The 16,954-nt window shown below is 64.9% G+C and carries 13 protein-coding genes; 5 read left to right on the top strand and 8 right to left on the bottom strand.

The annotated features are described in order from the left end of the window. Position 1: 1 nt before the first annotated feature. From KVY23_RS15540 to KVY23_RS15520, 5 genes are all read right to left on the bottom strand, one after another. Positions 2–652, bottom strand: coding sequence for an acetoacetate decarboxylase family protein (locus tag KVY23_RS15540; protein ID WP_230557347.1), 651 nt, complete (start codon positions 650–652; stop codon positions 2–4). Beyond that, the gene (locus KVY23_RS15535) at positions 640–2,343 is read right to left on the bottom strand and encodes a GMC oxidoreductase (protein WP_206509027.1); all 1,704 of its coding nucleotides are present in this window, start codon (positions 2,341–2,343) and stop codon (positions 640–642) included. Before KVY23_RS15535 ends, KVY23_RS15540 begins: the two co-directional genes overlap by 13 nt. After that, positions 2,340–3,827 carry an NAD(P)/FAD-dependent oxidoreductase gene (locus KVY23_RS15530; protein ID WP_230557346.1) on the bottom strand — a complete coding sequence of 496 codons (1,488 nt, stop codon included), beginning with the start codon at positions 3,825–3,827 and terminating at the stop codon, positions 2,340–2,342. The genes KVY23_RS15535 and KVY23_RS15530 overlap by 4 nt, the downstream gene beginning before the upstream one ends. Next, entirely contained in the window at positions 3,824–4,417 is a 594-nt protein-coding gene (locus KVY23_RS15525; RefSeq protein WP_230557345.1) for a TetR/AcrR family transcriptional regulator, read from the bottom strand. Before KVY23_RS15525 ends, KVY23_RS15530 begins: the two co-directional genes overlap by 4 nt. Positions 4,418–4,571: 154 nt before the next feature. After that, positions 4,572–6,398 carry a multicopper oxidase family protein gene (locus tag KVY23_RS15520; RefSeq protein WP_230557344.1) on the bottom strand — a complete coding sequence of 609 codons (1,827 nt, stop codon included), beginning with the start codon at positions 6,396–6,398 and terminating at the stop codon, positions 4,572–4,574. 265 nt (positions 6,399–6,663) lie between these two features. Here KVY23_RS15520 and KVY23_RS15515 point away from each other — a divergent pair, with 265 nt between their 5' ends. Beyond that, positions 6,664–7,740: an ABC transporter ATP-binding protein gene (locus tag KVY23_RS15515; protein ID WP_230557343.1), complete on the top strand. Its 1,077-nt coding sequence runs from the start codon at positions 6,664–6,666 to the stop codon at positions 7,738–7,740. A 51-nt stretch (positions 7,741–7,791) separates the two neighbouring features. Here KVY23_RS15515 and KVY23_RS15510 read toward each other — a convergent pair whose 3' ends face one another. Together KVY23_RS15510 and KVY23_RS15505 are read right to left on the bottom strand one after the other, a co-directional pair. Continuing rightward, positions 7,792–8,814: an aspartate-semialdehyde dehydrogenase gene (locus tag KVY23_RS15510; protein ID WP_075838514.1), complete on the bottom strand. Its 1,023-nt coding sequence runs from the start codon at positions 8,812–8,814 to the stop codon at positions 7,792–7,794. Between the two features lie 4 nt (positions 8,815–8,818). Next, the gene (locus tag KVY23_RS15505; RefSeq protein ID WP_206509023.1) at positions 8,819–10,084 is read right to left on the bottom strand and encodes an aspartate kinase; all 1,266 of its coding nucleotides are present in this window, start codon (positions 10,082–10,084) and stop codon (positions 8,819–8,821) included. A 390-nt stretch (positions 10,085–10,474) separates the two neighbouring features. On the opposite strand from KVY23_RS15505, the gene KVY23_RS15500 reads away from it, so the two are divergent. From KVY23_RS15500 to KVY23_RS15485, 4 genes are all read left to right on the top strand, one after another. Continuing rightward, positions 10,475–13,147, top strand: a complete 2,673-nt coding sequence (locus tag KVY23_RS15500; protein ID WP_230557342.1) for a LuxR C-terminal-related transcriptional regulator — start codon at positions 10,475–10,477, stop codon at positions 13,145–13,147. Between the two features lie 132 nt (positions 13,148–13,279). Next, complete coding sequence (locus tag KVY23_RS15495; protein ID WP_206509021.1) at positions 13,280–13,507, top strand: hypothetical protein; 228 nt, start codon at positions 13,280–13,282, stop codon at positions 13,505–13,507. Positions 13,508–13,683: 176 nt separating this feature from the next. Beyond that, positions 13,684–15,495 (top strand): 2-isopropylmalate synthase, encoded by a 1,812-nt coding sequence (gene leuA / locus KVY23_RS15490; RefSeq protein WP_230557341.1) that lies wholly within the window; start codon positions 13,684–13,686, stop codon positions 15,493–15,495. A 144-nt stretch (positions 15,496–15,639) separates the two neighbouring features. Next, positions 15,640–16,017: an SHOCT domain-containing protein gene (locus KVY23_RS15485; protein ID WP_075838515.1), complete on the top strand. Its 378-nt coding sequence runs from the start codon at positions 15,640–15,642 to the stop codon at positions 16,015–16,017. On the opposite strand, the gene KVY23_RS15480 is transcribed toward KVY23_RS15485, so the two are convergent. Beyond that, the gene (locus KVY23_RS15480) at positions 15,995–16,897 is read right to left on the bottom strand and encodes a LysR family transcriptional regulator (RefSeq protein WP_075838473.1); all 903 of its coding nucleotides are present in this window, start codon (positions 16,895–16,897) and stop codon (positions 15,995–15,997) included. The two genes, KVY23_RS15485 and KVY23_RS15480, sit on opposite strands and share 23 nt — an antisense overlap. Positions 16,898–16,954: the final 57 nt, after the last annotated feature.

The following is a 16,954-nucleotide window of genomic DNA, read 5'->3' as shown; positions in this document are numbered from 1 at the left end:
CCTACCTCGCGTCGACCTGCGTCGCAGGGCCGGTGGACATCGAGCCCGAGACGATCTGCAGACCGAAATGGGTTCCGGCTTTCACCCACGAACCCAGCGTCGGGCCGCTCGCGGTGACATCGACGCGGCACAGCCTCGCCTTGCCCTTCAGCTTCGCCCCGCCCAACTCGAACACTGAATCACTCGGTTGCGCGAATCCCATCGCACCCATGATGGGCCAGGTAGGACCGATACCGCGCGAACTCGTCCGGACCTCCCAGTTCTCACCCGTGGCCGAGAAATCGCCGAGGACATCACCGTCGAAGTCCGCCATCACCTTCGGCAGATGCCAGTGCGACCGGCCGCCGTGCACCGATTCCTCCGAATCGACTGCGATGAAGGGCACTGCCATCCTCGGTATCACCCCCAGGCCGGAACCGGGGCGTCGGAGCACCGGGCTCGCGAGAATCTCCCGATACGGGCCAACCGGTGAACTCAGATAGTCGACCACCATCACCATGGTCACCGGGATGGAGGACGCCGGCAGCAACGCTCGCCCCGACACCGTCGCGCGGTGAAACCAGATGGTCGCTCGAACATCCGCAGGCCAGGGCGGCGGCGGGCTCTGCGGCCACTCGACACGCTCGGACTGCGATTCGGTCACGCTCCACATGTCGAGCTTCCTTTCACTGTGAGCGGCAGACGCAACGCGCCGGGAGCCGCTGCGGGAACCACCGGCCGACGGGGAGGCGTCGGCAGGATCTCACGGTAAGCGGACCCGAGTTCAGGCCGCAGATCCTGCTCGCCCTTGTTCGGCCACAGCGCCAAGGCGCGTTCGGCTTGGGCGGTGATGGTCAGCGACGGGTTGACGCCGAGGTTGGCGCTGATGGCCGAACCGTCGACGACGTGAAGTCCGTCGTACCCGTACACCCGGTGATACGCATCGACGACGCCTTGCTCGGCGGTTTCGCCGATCGCGCAGCCCCCGAGAAAGTGGGCGGTCATCGGTATGTTGACGATCTCGGCAATGGACCCACCAGGATCACCGCCGATCTTGTCGGCGAGGAGCCTGATTGCCTCGTGGCCCTGCGGAATCCACGACGGCGGCGGGTCACCGGCGCCCGGCTTACTGGTCAGACGTCGTCCGAACAGTCCCTTTTTCGAGCCCAGTTCGAGGGAGTTGTCGTCGGTCTGCATCACCAGCGCGATGACGGTGCGCTCGGACCAGCGCCGCACGGACAGACTCCGCCACGCGGCTCCCGGATGTCGCAGTGCCACACCGATGGTCTTCACCACTCGGGGAGTGCGGCCGCCGCCGTCGCTGAGAACGGTCTGCAGCAGCCCGATCGCGTTGCTGCCCTTGCCGTATCGCACCGGTTCGATGTGCGTGTGGTCGTCGGGATGGAACGAGGAGGTGATTGCCACGCCCTCGGTGTAGTCGATCTCGCGTCCGCGGGCCGTCGCGGCGAGCACGGCCTCGGAGTTGGTACGAACCTTGCTGCCGATTCGATCGGACAACTTCGGCAGCATCCGGTCTTCCTTCATGGCCAGCATCAGCTTCTGCGTTCCGTAGGTGCCGGCCGCGAACACCACCTGATCGGCCGTCAGCACCGTCTCCTTACGCCGTAGTTTTCCACCGGTTCGGCGCGTGATCACCTCGTATCCGCCACCCGGAGCAGGACGGACGCCTGTGACGGTCGTCAACGGCATCACCTCGGCGCCTGCCTGTTCGGCGAGATACAGGTAGTTCTTGACGAGGGTGTTCTTCGCACCCACGCGGCATCCGGTCATGCACGACCCGCATTCGGTGCAGCCGGTCCGCTCGGGACCGACGCCGCCGAAAAACGGGTCCTTCGACGGCTGTCCGGGCGTGCCGAAGAAGACGCCGACCGGTGTACTGACGAACGTGTCGCCGACGCCCATGTCCTCGGCGACCTCTTTCATCACCTTGTCCGACGGGGTGATCGACGGATTGGTCTCGACGCCGAGCATGCGCTTCGCCTGGTCGTAGTACGGTCCGAGTTCGCGGTGCCAGTCCGTGATCGAGGCCCACTGCGGATCCTCGAAAAATCGCTTGGGCGGCTGATACAGGGTGTTGGCGTAGTTCAGCGATCCGCCGCCCACACCCGCTCCCGCCATGACAAGGACGTCCGGCAGGAGGTGAATGCGTTGGAGTCCATAGCATCCCAGCGCAGGTGCCCACAGATACTTGCGCAGCCGCCAGCTGGTCTTGGGTAGCTCCTCGTCGGTGAAGCGGCGACCGGATTCGAGAACTCCAACGCTGTAACCTTTTTCGACTGCACGCAGTGCCGCGACACTGCCACCGAATCCAGATCCGATGACGAGGACATCGAAGTCGCTCATACCTGTTGGCCTTCTTTCGCTGGTGCGCCCTCGTAGTGCCCGAGGTCGAATGTGCGTGTCGAGTTGCGGAACTTGAAGGTGTACGTGGGCCACATCACCGGGTTGCGCCCCTGAGCATCGAGGTACCAGCTCGAGCAACCACCGGAGTTCCACACCGTCCCCGCGAGCGAGTCGTGCACCCACGAGTTGTATTGCTGCTGCGCATGTTCGCTGACCTCCACCGATGCCAGCCGGTGATCGGCCATCCGGCGCAGCGCATCGACCACATAGTTGGCCTGCGACTCGAGCATGTAGACGATGGAGCTGTGCCCGAGGTTGGTGTTGGGGCCGTACATCAGGAAGAGGTTGGGAAATCCGTGCACGGTGGTGCCGCGGAAAGCGTTGGGACTGCCACCCCAGTGCTCGGCCAGCGTGCGACCGTCCGTACCGACCAGGGCGTTCGAGATCGGCGGTTCGGTGGGGGTAAATCCCGTGCCGAAGATGATCGTGTCCACTGGGTACGAGTTACCGTCCGCATCGATCACCGAGTCCTCGGTGATCCGGGTCAACCGGCTGGCCACGAGGTCCACGTCGTCTCGATCGAGCGTCTTCAACCAGTCGTTGGACAGCAGCATGCGCTTGCAGCCGAGAAGAAAGTCGGGCGTCAACGCGGCGCGCTTGACCGGGTTCTTGACCTGTCGACGCAGGTGAATCTTCGCGACGTTCGAGATCAGCGGCAGCACCTTGGGATGATGCGCGAGGGCGGTGACATATGCCTCGCGGTAGCCGTAGATAACGCCGCGCACTGCCTTCTGCGTCGAAGGGAACCGCTTGTACATGGCCTTTTCGAGCTTGCCGAGGGTTCGGTCGAGGCGGGGCACCACCCAGGCCGGGGTCCGCTGGAAGACGGTGAGCCGCTCGGCCCGGTCGACGATCTCGGGCACAAATTGCACCGCCGAGGCGCCGGTCCCGATCACCGCGACCCGTTCCCCGGTGAGATCGTGATCGTGATTCCACGTTGCGGAGTGGAACATGGTGCCGCCGAAGATGTCGAGGCCCGGAACATCGGGCAGTTTCGGTGTCGAGAGCGCGCCGGTGGCCGCGACGAGTACTTCGGCGCTCACCGGCCCCTGCGAGGTTTCGACGTTCCACTGCGATCGCTCGGGATTCCACACCGCGGAGGTGAGCTCGCAGTCGAAGACGATCCGGCTACGCAGGCCGAGCGAATCGACGACGCCGCGCAGGTAGGTGAAAAGCTCCGGTTGGCGCGCAAAGGTGTGCGTCCAGTCGGGGCTGGGGGCGAACGAGAACGAGTACAGCGAGGTCGGCACATCGCAGGCACAACCCGGGTAGGTGTTGTCTCGCCAGGTGCCGCCGACCTCCGAGGCGCGCTCGATGATCAACACGTCCGCACTGGGATCATCGTCGAGAATGCGTGCTGCGGCGGCGATGCCGGCGAAGCCCGCTCCGACGACGAGTACGCGTACCGATTCTGGAACTGTCATGAAGTGACCACCTTCGACTCCCAGACAGGGAGCAGTCGGGCCCGAAGCGCAGCATCGGCGTCGGGCGTGCGGAAGAGTGCCGAGACCGCGAGACCGCGGGCCAATTCGACGGTGAGTTCGATCGATTCGTTCGTCATGCGGCTGCCCATGATCGCGGTCGCGCCGCCCATGATCGCCTCGGAGACCCGACGTTCCAGCGGGACCATGGCCTCGTGCAGCGCGGGGTCGGTCCGCGCTGCCACCCACAGCTCGAGCGCCGCGTAGAACAGTGGGCCGGAGAATGCCTCGCTGAGCACCTCGACGCCGCGATCGGGATCGGGATCGGCCTCGAGGATCTCGGCGAGGCGCTTCTCGACGAGGTGTCCGACGGCTGCGGTCACCAGCGATTCCTTGGTCGGAAAGTGGTGCAGCTGAGCGCCGCGCGATACTCCGGCACGGCGGGCGATCTCCTGAGTGCTGGTCTTGGCGAAGCCGAGTTCGACGAGGCAGTCGATAGCGGCGTCGAGCAGTTTCGCCTGCGTACCGGCCGTACGTTCGGCTTGGGTTCGCCTCTCTGGAACCTCGGTGGCTTGGGTCACACTTGCGACCATAGCGTCAAATCAACAAACAATCCAGACTGCTTGTAAATGAGCTGTGCGCGAGCGCGGGTCGCATGGCTGTTCGCGCAGGTTTCAGTCGTTCGCACAGGCTGCAACACGCGCGGACAGCCGAAAAGTGTGCGAAAAGCCGCGCGACCCCACAGGGTCAGACCACCCGGTACCGCAGCATCATCTCGTGATCCTCGTGATCGAGCATGTGACAGTGCCACATGTAGCCCTGCAGCTCGGCCCCTGCGCCCATATCGTGCCCCGCGCCGTGGCCGATGTCGTGGCCCATGTCGTGGCTCGAGCGATTGCCGCTGGAGGGCGCCGTGAACGTGGCGTCGGGATCGAATCCGAGCTCATCGCCGGTCGGGAAACGCACCAGAATGCGCGTCACCGTGCCGGGGTATGTGTTGACGGTGTCCTTCGCCCCCGCTTCCCACGCCGGCGGCGGTGCGAGCGGACCGGTGACGTAACGCTCCACGTCCGGCGCCCACTTGACGCCGATATCGGGCCGCGGGTGATCACGCATGTACGCCGCGAGATCCACCGGAGCGCGGCCGAGGGTGCGAAAGTGCACCAGATGCAGATGGATCGGGTGCGGCTCGAGCGTGGTGTTGACGATGTTCCACTGCTCGACGGCGCCCTGCGCCGGCATCTCGATATCGGGGTCGCTGTAGCGAAGATTGTTCAGTGTCATCATCGGCGGCGCCAAAGACAGTCCCGCCGACGGCTGATTGACTGTCACGGTCCGCTGCACCTGCGCGAGGGGTATCTCCGGGAGCAAAGCCGGTTGTCCCTTGCCGCCGCGATACATCGTCATGATCTCTCCGGCGAAACCGCGTCCCGACGCCACCCTGAACTGACAGAACAGCGGCATCGGTACCGCGCCCAGCGACGCGGCCTGTGCGGGCGGCGGCTCGTCGTTGCGGAGCTCGATCACCTCACCCGGCTCGACCGATCCGAAGTCCACCAACACGTCGAGGCGTTCAGCGGGGGCCAAGCGGATGCTCTCGGTCCGGACGGGGGCGTCGAGCAAACCGCCGTCGTTTCCGATGACCCAGAACGTCATTCGATTGCTGAGAAACAGATTCCACACACTGTACGAACCTGCGTTGACGATACGGAAGCGGTACATCCCTCGCGCAACTTCCATCGTCGGCCAGATCTTTCCGTTGACGACGCCCACGTCGCCGGTACCGCCACCTTCCCACTTGCCTTGCGGCACGGTGATGTTGGTACGCAGGCTCATGCTGCCGTCGGGATTCATGATCTTTTCCTGCAGTACCAGAGGTACCTCGAATTCACCGGACGGTAGACCGAGCGAATTGTCTGCCGAACCCGAATCGAACTGATCACGAACAAGATTGACACCGACGAGACCGGCATAGACGTTGATACGCGTCATCGACATGGCGTGATCGTGGTACCACAGACCAGCGGATTCGTTGAGCCCCGAGAAATTGTGTGTGAGGGACTCACCCGGCTGCACGAGCATCTCCGAGTGACCGTCGCTCTCGGGCGACGTGATTCCGCCGTGCAAGTGCAGCGTGGTCGCTGTCTGCTCGCGATCGCGCTCGCTCAGGCCGTGCAAGGCGGTGTCGACGTCGGCGGCGAGTGGATTGCCCTCGGTGCTGTTGGTGTACCGCAGCGTCCACGGCTGGCCTTGCACGCTCTCGATCGTCGGGCCCAGGTAGTTGCATTCGCCGTACCCGAAGGTGGGCCCCTCCGGCAGATCGGCATGGAAGCGATGCACACTGCTGCGCGCCTCGAGCGAAAGGTCGGTGCCGGTGAGCATCGGCAGGCGTGGCAGCTCGTCCCGGAACGGTTGCAGCGGCGGAGAGTGGAACAGCAGCGGACTGTTGCCGCCGAAGATGTCGTCAGCGAACGCGTGGCGAGCCCGAGAACTGGACGGGAGCGCTGCCGCCCCCGCAACGAGCGCCATGACACCGGCCGCACGGAAGGCCGACCTGCGAGAGACCTCGTTCAAGCCGTACCCTCCCCATCCCAGACCGTGGCATGGATACCAGGGTCATTCCGCAGGCTCCACTACAAGCTTCACCCAGGGTCGTTCCGCAGGCTCCACTGCAAGCTTCACCCAGGGGCATTCCGCAGGCTCCACTGCAAGCTTCACCCAGGGTCGTTCCGCAGGCTCCACTCCCGCCGCCATACTATGTTGCCTCGTCGACACCCGTCGACACCCGTCACTCGGATCGTCCGGCACGTTCCTGCCGGTGGAGGGATCACACATACCCATGGCATCTATCACGTTCGACCGCGCCACCAGGCTTTTCCCGGGCTCTGAGGTGCCCGCGGTCAACGCCCTCGACCTCGAGATCGCCGACGGCGAATTTCTCGTTCTCGTCGGCCCGTCGGGCTGCGGCAAGTCCACATCTCTGCGCATGCTCGCCGGCCTCGAGGAGGTCGACAGCGGTCGCATTCTCATCGGCGGCTCGGACGTCACGCATTCCGAACCCAAGGACCGCGACATCGCGATGGTGTTCCAGAACTACGCGCTCTACCCGCACATGAGCGTCGCCGAGAACATGGGCTTCGCGCTCAAGCTCGCCAAAGCCGGCAAGGAGGAGATCCGAACACGCGTCCTCGAAGCCGCGAAGCTCCTGGACCTCGAGGACTACCTCGATCGGAAGCCGAAGGCGCTCTCGGGAGGGCAACGCCAGCGCGTGGCCATGGGCCGGGCCATCGTCCGTCAGCCGCAGGTCTTTCTGATGGACGAGCCGCTGTCGAATCTGGACGCGAAACTCCGAGTTCAGACCCGCACGCAGATCGCGCAGCTGCAGCGCAGGCTGGCCACCACCACGGTGTACGTCACCCACGACCAGGTGGAGGCGATGACCATGGGCGACCGCGTCGCGGTGCTCAAGGATGGGAAGCTGCAGCAGTGCGCCACGCCGCGCGAGCTGTACCGAACTCCCGCGAACGTCTTCGTCGCCGGGTTCATGGGATCCCCGTCGATGAACCTGTTCAGCGCCCCGATCACCGACGGCGGAGTGCGGATCGGCGACCAGGTCGTTCCGATTCCGCGCGATGTCCTGGCCCGCTGCAGTGGCTCCGAGGTGATGTTCGGCATTCGGCCGGAACACGTCGAGATCGTCTCGTCGGGATTGAAGCTGGAGATCGATGTGGTCGAGGAGCTGGGTTCGGAGGCTTTCGTCTTCGGTCGCGCCGACATCAACGGTCGGACGCAGACCATCGTCGCGCGTGCGGATTGGCGTGACCCACCCCAGAAGGGCGATGTGGTGGCCGTGCGGTTCGACGAGGCACATGCGCACGTCTTCGACGGGTCGGGCGAAGGCGCTCCGCGCATGTGAGTGGAAATACATAGCGGGACACGTATTTCCACTCACATACGCCGAAGGCGCCTAAACGAGCAGTTCGGCGATCTGAATCGTGTTCAGCGCCGCACCCTTGCGCAGGTTGTCGCCCGAGACGAATAGTGCGAGACCGCGGCCCTCGGGTGCACCCGGGTCCCGACGGATACGGCCGACGAGAGAAACATCCTTGCCCGCGGCCTGGAGCGGGGTAGGCACGTCGGTCAGTTCCACGCCGGGGGCCGAGGCGAGCAACTCTCGGGCTCGCTCGACGGTCAGCTCCCGAGCGAACTCGGCGTTGATCGAGAGCGAGTGTCCGGTAAACACCGGTACGCGCACGCAGGTGCCGCTGACCAGCAAATCCGGGAGGCCGAGGATCTTGCGTGATTCATTGCGGAGCTTCTGATCCTCGTCCGTCTCGCCCGATCCGTCATCGACGATGGCGCCGGCGAGCGGCAGCACGTTGAACGCGATGGGCGCGACGTACTTGTCGGGAGCCGGAAAGTCCACCGAGGAACCGTCGTGGACCAGTTTCTCGACGTCGTCGATGACGGCGCGTGCCTGGGTGGCGAGCTCGTCGACACCGGCGAGGCCACTACCGGACACCGCCTGGTAGCTCGAGACGATCAAACGCGTCAGGCCGGCTTCATCGTGCAGCACCTTGAGCACCGGCATGGCGGCCATGGTGGTGCAGTTGGGGTTGGCGATGATGCCCTTCGGGGGATTCTTCGCCTCCTCCGGATTGACCTCGCTGACGACGAGCGGCACGTCGGGGTCCTTGCGGAACGCCGACGAGTTGTCGATGACGACGGCCCCGGCCTCGGCGAAGCGTGGCGCCTGCTCACGCGAGAGGGTCGCCCCCGCGGAGAACAGCGCGATGTCGATGCCGGAGAGGTCCGCGGTGGATGCGTCCTCGACGATGATCTCTTCCCCGCGGAACGGCAGCTTCTTGCCCGCAGACCGAGCCGAGGCGAAGAATCGCACGGTGTCGGCGGGGAAGTTACGTTGCTCCAACAGTGTTCGCATGACGGCACCGACCTGGCCGGTGGCACCTACTACTGCAACTGTGGTCATTTTTCTACCGTCCTGTTCCTGCGTGTACGACCGCGACGTCCTCGCCACCGAGGTCGAAGGCCTCGTGCAGCACGCGGACCGCGTCGTCGAGCTGAGTGTCACTGCACAGCACCGAGATTCGGATCTCCGAGGTGCTGATCAAGTCGATGTTGATACCGGCGTCGGCGAGTGCTTCACAGAACGTCGCCGTCACACCCGGGTGGCTCTTCATACCGGCACCGACGAGCGAGACCTTGCCGATGTGGTCGTCGTAGAGCACCTGGGTGAAGCCGATCTCCGACTGGAGCTTGGTGAGCTTCTCCACGGCGGTCGGGCCGTCGGACCTGGGACACGTGAACGTGATGTCGGTCCTGCCGGTGTCCACCTTGGAGACGCCCTGCAACACCATGTCGATGTTGATCTCCGAGTCGGCGACGGCGCGGAAGACCTTGGCCGCGTAGCCGGGCGCGTCGGGAATGCCGACGACGGTGACCTTCGCCTCGCTGCGATCGTGTGCGACGCCGGTGAGAATTGCTTCTTCCACGGGAATGTCCTCCATAGATCCGGAGACGATGGTTCCGGGTTTGGTGGTGTACGACGACCGAACGTGTACTGGAACGTTGTAGCGACGCGCGTATTCGACGCAGCGCAGCATGAGCACCTTGGCGCCGCAGGCAGCCATCTCGAGCATCTCCTCGAACGAGACGGTGTCGAGGTGACGTGCGTTGGGCACGATGCGCGGATCGGCGGTGAAGATGCCGTCGACATCTGTGTAGATCTCGCATACGTCGGCGTTCAGCGCGGCCGCGAGCGCAACGGCGGTGGTGTCGGAGCCGCCGCGACCGAGCGTCGTGACGTCTTTGCTGTCCTGGCTGACGCCCTGGAAACCGGCGACGAGCACAATCGATCCTTCGTCCAGGGCGCTCCGAACACGACCCGGTGTGACGTCGATGATCTTGGCGTTGCCGTGCACGCTGGTGGTGACCACGCCGGCCTGCGAGCCGGTGAACGACCTCGCCTCGGCGCCGAGCGAGGCGATCGCCATCGCTACGAGTGCGTTCGAGATACGCTCGCCGGAGGTGAGCAGCATGTCCATCTCGCGCGCCGGTGGCGCCGGGCACACCTGCTGTGCGAGATCGAGTAGCTCGTCGGTGGTGTCACCCATCGCGGAGACCACGACGACGACGTCGTTGCCTGCCTTCTTGGTCTCGACGATTCGTTCAGCGACGCGTCGGATACGTTCGGCGGTGCCCACCGACGATCCCCCGTACTTCTGGACGATGAGAGCCACGCGTGTGTACCTCCGCTGCTTTCGGGTGCGATTGCTGGTGCATCTGGCCTGGCTACCTTACCGAGTTCCGGGTCCGATCCGCGCCGCGGGTACACCGGCACCATCTCTGACCTGGGACGATTCCGGCACAGACGCTCCCGACTCGAAATCCTGGGCCCGTTCGAACAAAGAGACCCGAAGCGATTCCGAGGCCCCGTCCGCTTCGGACGCCATTTCCCAGGCGACAGATGCGAAAAAGGCGAGCGAATCCGGCATCGAGAACATCAAGTCTCGACAAAACAGACCGGGCCACCCGATTTGCAGTGTTGGCACCCCAAACCGTAAGGAACGTAATACTATTGGGCCGTCCGCCACATCGCTTGCGCCTTGTCAGTCGGGAGAGGGTTGCGTATGACCACGTTGCCCTACTCCACGCCCACGCTGCGCAGTCGCGTGCCGGCGCCCGGCCGGTCCACCATTCGACGTCGACGCTTGCTCGATCTACTCGACCGCGCCGACACTGCCGGTACGGTCACGCTGCTGACGGCGCCTGCTGGTGCAGGCAAGACGACGTTGCTCGCCGACTGGGTAGCAGCACGCCGCTCTGCCACCAGCCGCGCGCTCGACGCCGAGGCGATCGCATGGCTCACTGTCGACGAATCCGACAACGACCTCGCGCATCTGCGCGAGGTCATCGTCTCGACGTTCTCACAGTCCGGATCGGCCGCCCTGGCCGCGGCCGTCGAGTCACTGCCCACCGCCGACGATCCGTCGTACGCGAATTTCACCGCCGCTCTGGTCGATGCGCTCGAATCCGTCGACGAGCACATCACGCTGATTCTCGATGACTGCCACCTCCTGCACGAGAACGACATGCTTACCGTTCTCGGCAACTTCCTGCGCTGGCCGCCGCGCAATGTCCGGACCATCGTCGCGGGCCGGTTCGAGCCACCACTCGCACTACAGAAGCTGCGCCTCGACGGCCTCGTGCACGACATCTCACCCTCGGCCATAGCCTTCACCGAGGACGAGGCCTCGCAGCTGTTCGCGCGGTCGGCTATCGAGCTCGATCCGAGTGACTCCGCCAAGCTGATGAACAGAACCGAAGGCTGGGCGGCGGGATTGCGCCTGGCAGCAATGGCGCTCACGGGTTCACAGCGCCCACCGGAAGTGATCGAGGCATTCACCGGCTCGCAGCACAGCGTGGCCGACTATCTCGTCGGCGAGATTCTGTCGCACCTGACCGCCGAGGTTCGCACATTTCTACTGGAAACCTCTGTGCCGGAATGGTTCACAACCGATCTAGCGGAGCGACTCACCGGCAACCCGCATGCACAGGACATCCTCGACGACCTCATCGCGCAGAATTTTCTCCTCGACCGGATCCCCGAATCGGACCCCGTCTATCGATACCACCCGCTGATGCGCGAGTATCTGCGCGCCGAGATCGCGCGCCTCGGTGCAGCTCAGATACGCAACCTCGAGCGCGTCGCGTCGTCCTGGTTCAACGACTATCGGCAACCACTGCAAGCGCTCTCGCACAGCGTTCACGCCGGCGACTGCCCGGCGATTCTGGCGATCCTTGTCGAATCCGGACTCGGGATGGTGTTGCGCGGCAACTCAGCCGAGGTACTCAGCGCCATCGAGCACAGCCCCGTCGACGTCCGACGCGACCCCACCGCGTCGCTGATTTCCGCGGCGGCTCTGATGGCCGAGGGCAACACTGCCCCGGCGGTGTCGATACTGTCCGCACTCCGACGCGCGAACTACACGCCGCACGGAGATCGCGATGCCGAGATGCTGCGTCGGGCACTCGAGCTGCATGCGACTCTCGGGGCCGGAAATACCTCGGCAGCGCTGGACCGCCTCGAGCAACTCGACGTGGGAGCGTCCGGTTCACCCGAACTCGATGCGTACACGCTGATGGTGGTAGGTCTGGCCCACCTGCACCTGAGTCGATTCACCGCCGCACAGCAGTCCTTGTCGGACGCAGCGGCCAATGCCAGGGCCGGCAACCTCCACCTCACCGTCCTGGCCTGCCTGACGCTCGAGGCCGGATGCCAGTTTCTGGCCGGGCACCTCAGCGATGCGTTGGGCACCGCAGAACAGGGCCGGGAGTACGCACTGAAGTACCGCCTCCTCGATTCACCCGTCTACGCAATGAACCAGTCGATCGATCTGATCGTTGCGGCCGTGCGGCTGGATCCGACATCGACACCGAATCCGGAGGACGTCTGGGCAGCCTTCACCGGATCACCCGTTCCCGCAGTCGCAGAGTACGGACGCCGTGCGCACTGGGTTGTCGAGGCAGCGCGGGCGTCGAACGCGCGCGAGGCATCCCGCGCTGCAGGTGAGAACCACGGGCGTCATGACCGGGAGAGGCTCGAGTTCGATCTTCCGGTCGTTCCTGCCTTCGAGGGTCTGCTGGTTCCGATGATCGCCCACCGCTACCTGGCGTCCGGGCAGGTGCATCGCGCCACCGAACTGGTCGAACTCACGGCTCGGCGGCTCGGACGAGTCGGGGAGGTCTCGGTGCTCGCCGCGGAGGTGCATCGCTTCAACGGCCGACTCGACGCCGCCGATACCGAACTGAACGCGGTGATCACCGGCAGCCGCCGCTGCCTCAACCAGGTCACGCTCGTGCGCGCACTCCTCGCCTCGGCGTGCGTGGCAGCAGCGCGTGCGCATCCCACTCGGGCGTTCGACACGGTGGTGCGGGCTTTGGCGATTGCGGAACCGGAGAGCATCCTTCTGCCCTTCGCCGAAGCCGGCCTGCCCATTCGCGACATTCTCTCGCACAACCACGGGCGCTTCGGCGCCCTCGAGTCCTTTGCGGACCTCGCGCGCGCCGCGGTCCCGCAGGACGCGAACATGACCGCTCGCCGAACCTCGGGAGCATTGACTCGCCGGGAGCTCGAACTGCTCCGTGAACTGCCATCGTGGCGAACCGCAGAGCAGATCGCTGCCGACCATTTCGTATCGGTGAACACCGTCAAGACACACCTACGAGGGATCTATCGCAAGCTCGAGGTGCGCTCTCGTCGTGACGCCATTGCCACGGCACACGAACTTGGTCTGCTCTGAGCACAGCAGCCCCGCATTACTCATCTCCTGCGGGTGATGCCGACCGGGCGCGGTGGATGGACGCTGATAGTGACGCCGGTAGCCCGGCCCCAAGTAATCACGATCCTTGCGGACCCGACGAGGAGCACGACCATGGCTCAGCCCGCCGACACACATCCGGTGCGCTACGAGTTCGTCGTCGAAGGCGACATGACCGACCGCACCAAAGCCGCATTCCCCGATCTTGCCGTGGCAAGGACGCCATATCCCTGCACGCGATTGTTCGGGCCGCTCGAAGACGACACGGCGCTGCGCGGCATGCTGGCGCGATTCGACGCCCTGGGGCTGACCGTCGTCGAACTGCGCAGGTTGCCGGACTGACCGGTTCGGTCAACCCACGGGTGCGGAGGGTGTGTGCGGTAGTACACTCGGCGTTATGCAGCGCGCGCTCCTCCTCGATCGCCGCGACGGGGTCTGACACAGACTGGCTTCCCGTCGCGGGGTTCTTCGCGCCGGTCGATAACCATTTCAGGTAATAACCTCGGAGATCAAAGCCAATGTCACCAGCCGACGCATTCACATCCGGATCGCGCACCATCACCCCACCCTCGCGTCCCGCACCGAGCGATCAGCCCGTGTGGAACACGCAGAAGAATTCCTCGATGCCGACCTACCGCTACCGCCCGTTCGCGGAGGAGGTCGAGCCAGTCACGCTGGCCGACCGCACGTGGCCCGACAAAATCATCGACCGCACCCCGCAGTGGTGCGCGGTAGACCTACGGGACGGCAACCAGGCCCTGATCGACCCGATGAGTCCGGCCCGCAAACGCCGGATGTTCGACCTGCTCGTGCGCATGGGTTACAAGGAGATCGAGGTCGGCTTCCCGTCGGCCAGCCAGACCGATTTCGACTTCGTCCGCGAGATCATCGAGGACGGCGCCATTCCCCATGACGTCACCATCCAGGTGCTGACGCAGTGCCGACCGGAGCTCATCGAGCGCACCTTCCTCGCCTGCGAGGGCGCACGCAGCGTCATCGTGCACTTCTACAATTCGACGTCCATCCTGCAGCGCCGGGTGGTCTTCCGCGCCGAACGCGAGACCATCACCAAGATCGCCACCGACGGCGCACGCAAGTGCCTCGAGGTCGCCGCGAACTACCCGGATACGGAGTGGCGGTACGAGTACTCCCCCGAGTCGTACACCGGCACCGAGCTGGCGTACGCCAAGGAGGTGTGCGACGCGGTGGTCGACGTCATCGATCCCTCTCCGGCCAAGCCGATCATTCTGAATCTGCCGGCGACGGTCGAGATGGCAACCCCGAACGTGTACGCCGACTCCATCGAGTGGATGAGCCGCAATCTCGATCGCCGCGACAGCATCATCCTGTCGCTGCATCCGCACAACGACCGCGGAACTGGCGTGGCCGCAGCGGAACTGGGTTACCAGGCCGGCGCCGACCGCATCGAAGGGTGCCTGTTCGGTAACGGCGAGCGCACCGGCAACGTGTGCCTGGTGACGCTGGGACTCAACCTGTACACGCGCGGCGTCGATCCGCAGATCGACTTCTCCAACATCGACGAGGTACGGCGCACCGTCGAGTACTGCAACCAGCTGCTGGTGCCCGAACGCCACCCCTACGGCGGCGATCTGGTCTACACCGCGTTCTCCGGTAGCCACCAGGACGCGATCAACAAGGGTCTCGACGCAATGAAAGCGACTGCAGACGAACAAGATTCGGATGTCTCCGAGATCACGTGGCAGGTTCCGTATCTGCCGATCGATCCGAAGGACGTAGGCCGCACCTACGAGGCGGTCATCCGCGTCAACTCGCAGTCCGGCAAGGGCGGCGTCGCGTACATCATGAAGTCCGACCACGGCCTCGCGCTGCCGCGTCGGCTGCAGATCGAGTTTTCCCAGGCCGTGCAACGCATCACCGACGGTGAGGGTGGCGAGGTTTCGCCGAAGGAGATTTGGGACGTCTTCGCCCAGGAATACCTGAGCCCCATTCGTCCGCTCGAACGCATCAAACAGCGCGTCACGGCTGCGGAGACAGACGGCGGCACCGACGCCATCGTCGCGACGGTCAAGCTGGAGGGCGTCGAGCAGGACATTTCCGGTTCCGGCAACGGCCCGCTCGCAGCGTTCGTCGACGCACTCTCCACCGTCGGTTACGGCGTCAGCGTTCTGGACTACTCGGAGCACGCCATGTCGGCGGGCGACGACGCGCAGGCGGCCGCCTATGTCGAAGCATCGGTCACCGGGCCCGACGGCAGCGCAGTCACGGTGTGGGGGGCAGGTATCGCGACGTCGATCACCACCGCCTCGCTCCGGGCCGTGGTGTCGGCCGTCAACCGCGCCCTGAAGTAGCCCCGCCGAGATCGAGGTTGTGCACGGATAGTCGCCGGAAACACAGCACAACCTCGATCTCACCTGTTTCGGATGATGATCTTGACCCCGCCACGGTGCGACTATTGCGCTGGATCTTTCACCAGCGGAAATGGAGCTGTCATCGTGGACTCGTTCTGGGATTTTTTGTGGCTCATCATCGTGAGCTTCGCGTTCATCGCGTACCTCATGGTGCTCTTCTCGATCATCGGCGATCTGTTCCGGGACCACAAGAGCTCGGGCTGGGTCAAGGCCATCTGGGTGTTCTTCCTCATTGTTGCTCCGTTCCTGACCGCGTTGATCTACCTCATCGCCAAGGGTGACGGCATGTCCAAGCGTCAGGTCGCGGCCATGCAGGAAGCGAAGGACGAGCAGGACCAGTACATCAGGCAGGTCGCGGGACGCACGTCGGCCGAGGAGATCGCGCACGCCAAGACGCTGCTGGACAAGGGAACCATCACCGAAGAGGAATTCGGACAGCTCAAGGCAAAGGCGTTGCAGTAGCGGCCACCTCACCACGAAAGGCCTCTATCACCGCGGACACCGCCGGGAGTGCACGCGCACCGGGCCGGGTCGCCAGTTCGTAGATCCGACCGGCCCGCACTCCGGACAGCGGCAGCCGCACCAGCGAGGGGTGCACCACGGCGTAGCGCGGCAACAGCGCTACGCCGTGTCCGCGCGCAACGAGCTCCTCGGTGACACGAAAGTCGTTGATACGCTGCACCACCCGCGGTGCGACGCCGGTCGCAGCGGCGACCGACAGCAGGACGTCGTCGACGGGGAATCCGCCGCGAACGCTGATCCACCTTTCGTCGGCGAGCTGGCGTACATCGACCGAATCCTGGCCGGCCAGGCGATGACCCGCAGGGAGCACGAGATCGATCGGCTCCCGCATCAGCGCCGTCACCTCGATTCGGGGACCAGCGGTGGCGGGCGCACGCTCGTCTCGATGCGTCAGTACGACGTCGTAATCGGCGAGCAAGACCGGGACGGCAGAGGCGGGCACATCCTCGTCGCTGGCGTCGAGGAGGATCTCGCTGCCCAGCAGTCGCTCGAACACGCCCGGCAGCAACAGGGCCGCACCCGAGGGGAAGAGTGCCACGCGCACGCGTCCACGAGGTGAGGCGCTGTAGGAGGCCATCTCGGCAGCCGCGCGATCGAGCGCAGCGAGAACCTCGTCGGCACGCAGTACGAGCGCTCGACCGGCGTCGGTCAGTCGCAGCCGTCGACCGTCCGGTTCCAGCAACTTCACGCCGGCCTCTTTGGCTAGCAGCTTGAGTTGCTGCGACACTGCCGACGGCGTCAACGACAGTGCTGCGGCCGTCGCGCCCACGGTGCCGCGGTCGGCCAACTCGCGCAGGATGCGTAGACGCTCGAGGTTCATGTAGAGAATCTTAAGTGTCATTGCACTTTTATTCGATTGTCCTGATGCATGCTGGCA

The organism is Rhodococcus sp. I2R, assembly GCF_020889545.1.
In the GTDB taxonomy this organism is placed as follows: Bacteria; Actinomycetota; Actinomycetes; order Mycobacteriales; family Mycobacteriaceae; genus Rhodococcoides.
This window is presented reverse-complemented; position numbering and strand designations above follow the sequence as displayed.

Excerpts from the sequence above, each read along its gene's own strand:
- KVY23_RS15540 (WP_230557347.1), bottom strand. The coding sequence starts at position 652 with ATGTGGAGCGTGACCGAATCGCAGTCCGAGCGTGTCGAGTGGCCGCAG.
- KVY23_RS15535 (WP_206509027.1), bottom strand. The coding sequence starts at position 2,343 with ATGAGCGACTTCGATGTCCTCGTCATCGGATCTGGATTCGGTGGCAGT.
- KVY23_RS15530 (WP_230557346.1), bottom strand. The coding sequence starts at position 3,827 with ATGACAGTTCCAGAATCGGTACGCGTACTCGTCGTCGGAGCGGGCTTC.
- KVY23_RS15525 (WP_230557345.1), bottom strand. The coding sequence starts at position 4,417 with ATGGTCGCAAGTGTGACCCAAGCCACCGAGGTTCCAGAGAGGCGAACC.
- KVY23_RS15515 (WP_230557343.1), top strand. The coding sequence starts at position 6,664 with ATGGCATCTATCACGTTCGACCGCGCCACCAGGCTTTTCCCGGGCTCT.
- KVY23_RS15510 (WP_075838514.1), bottom strand. The coding sequence starts at position 8,814 with ATGACCACAGTTGCAGTAGTAGGTGCCACCGGCCAGGTCGGTGCCGTC.
- KVY23_RS15500 (WP_230557342.1), top strand. The coding sequence starts at position 10,475 with ATGACCACGTTGCCCTACTCCACGCCCACGCTGCGCAGTCGCGTGCCG.
- KVY23_RS15495 (WP_206509021.1), top strand. The coding sequence starts at position 13,280 with ATGGCTCAGCCCGCCGACACACATCCGGTGCGCTACGAGTTCGTCGTC.
- leuA (WP_230557341.1), top strand. The coding sequence starts at position 13,684 with ATGTCACCAGCCGACGCATTCACATCCGGATCGCGCACCATCACCCCA.
- KVY23_RS15480 (WP_075838473.1), bottom strand. The coding sequence starts at position 16,897 with ATGAACCTCGAGCGTCTACGCATCCTGCGCGAGTTGGCCGACCGCGGC.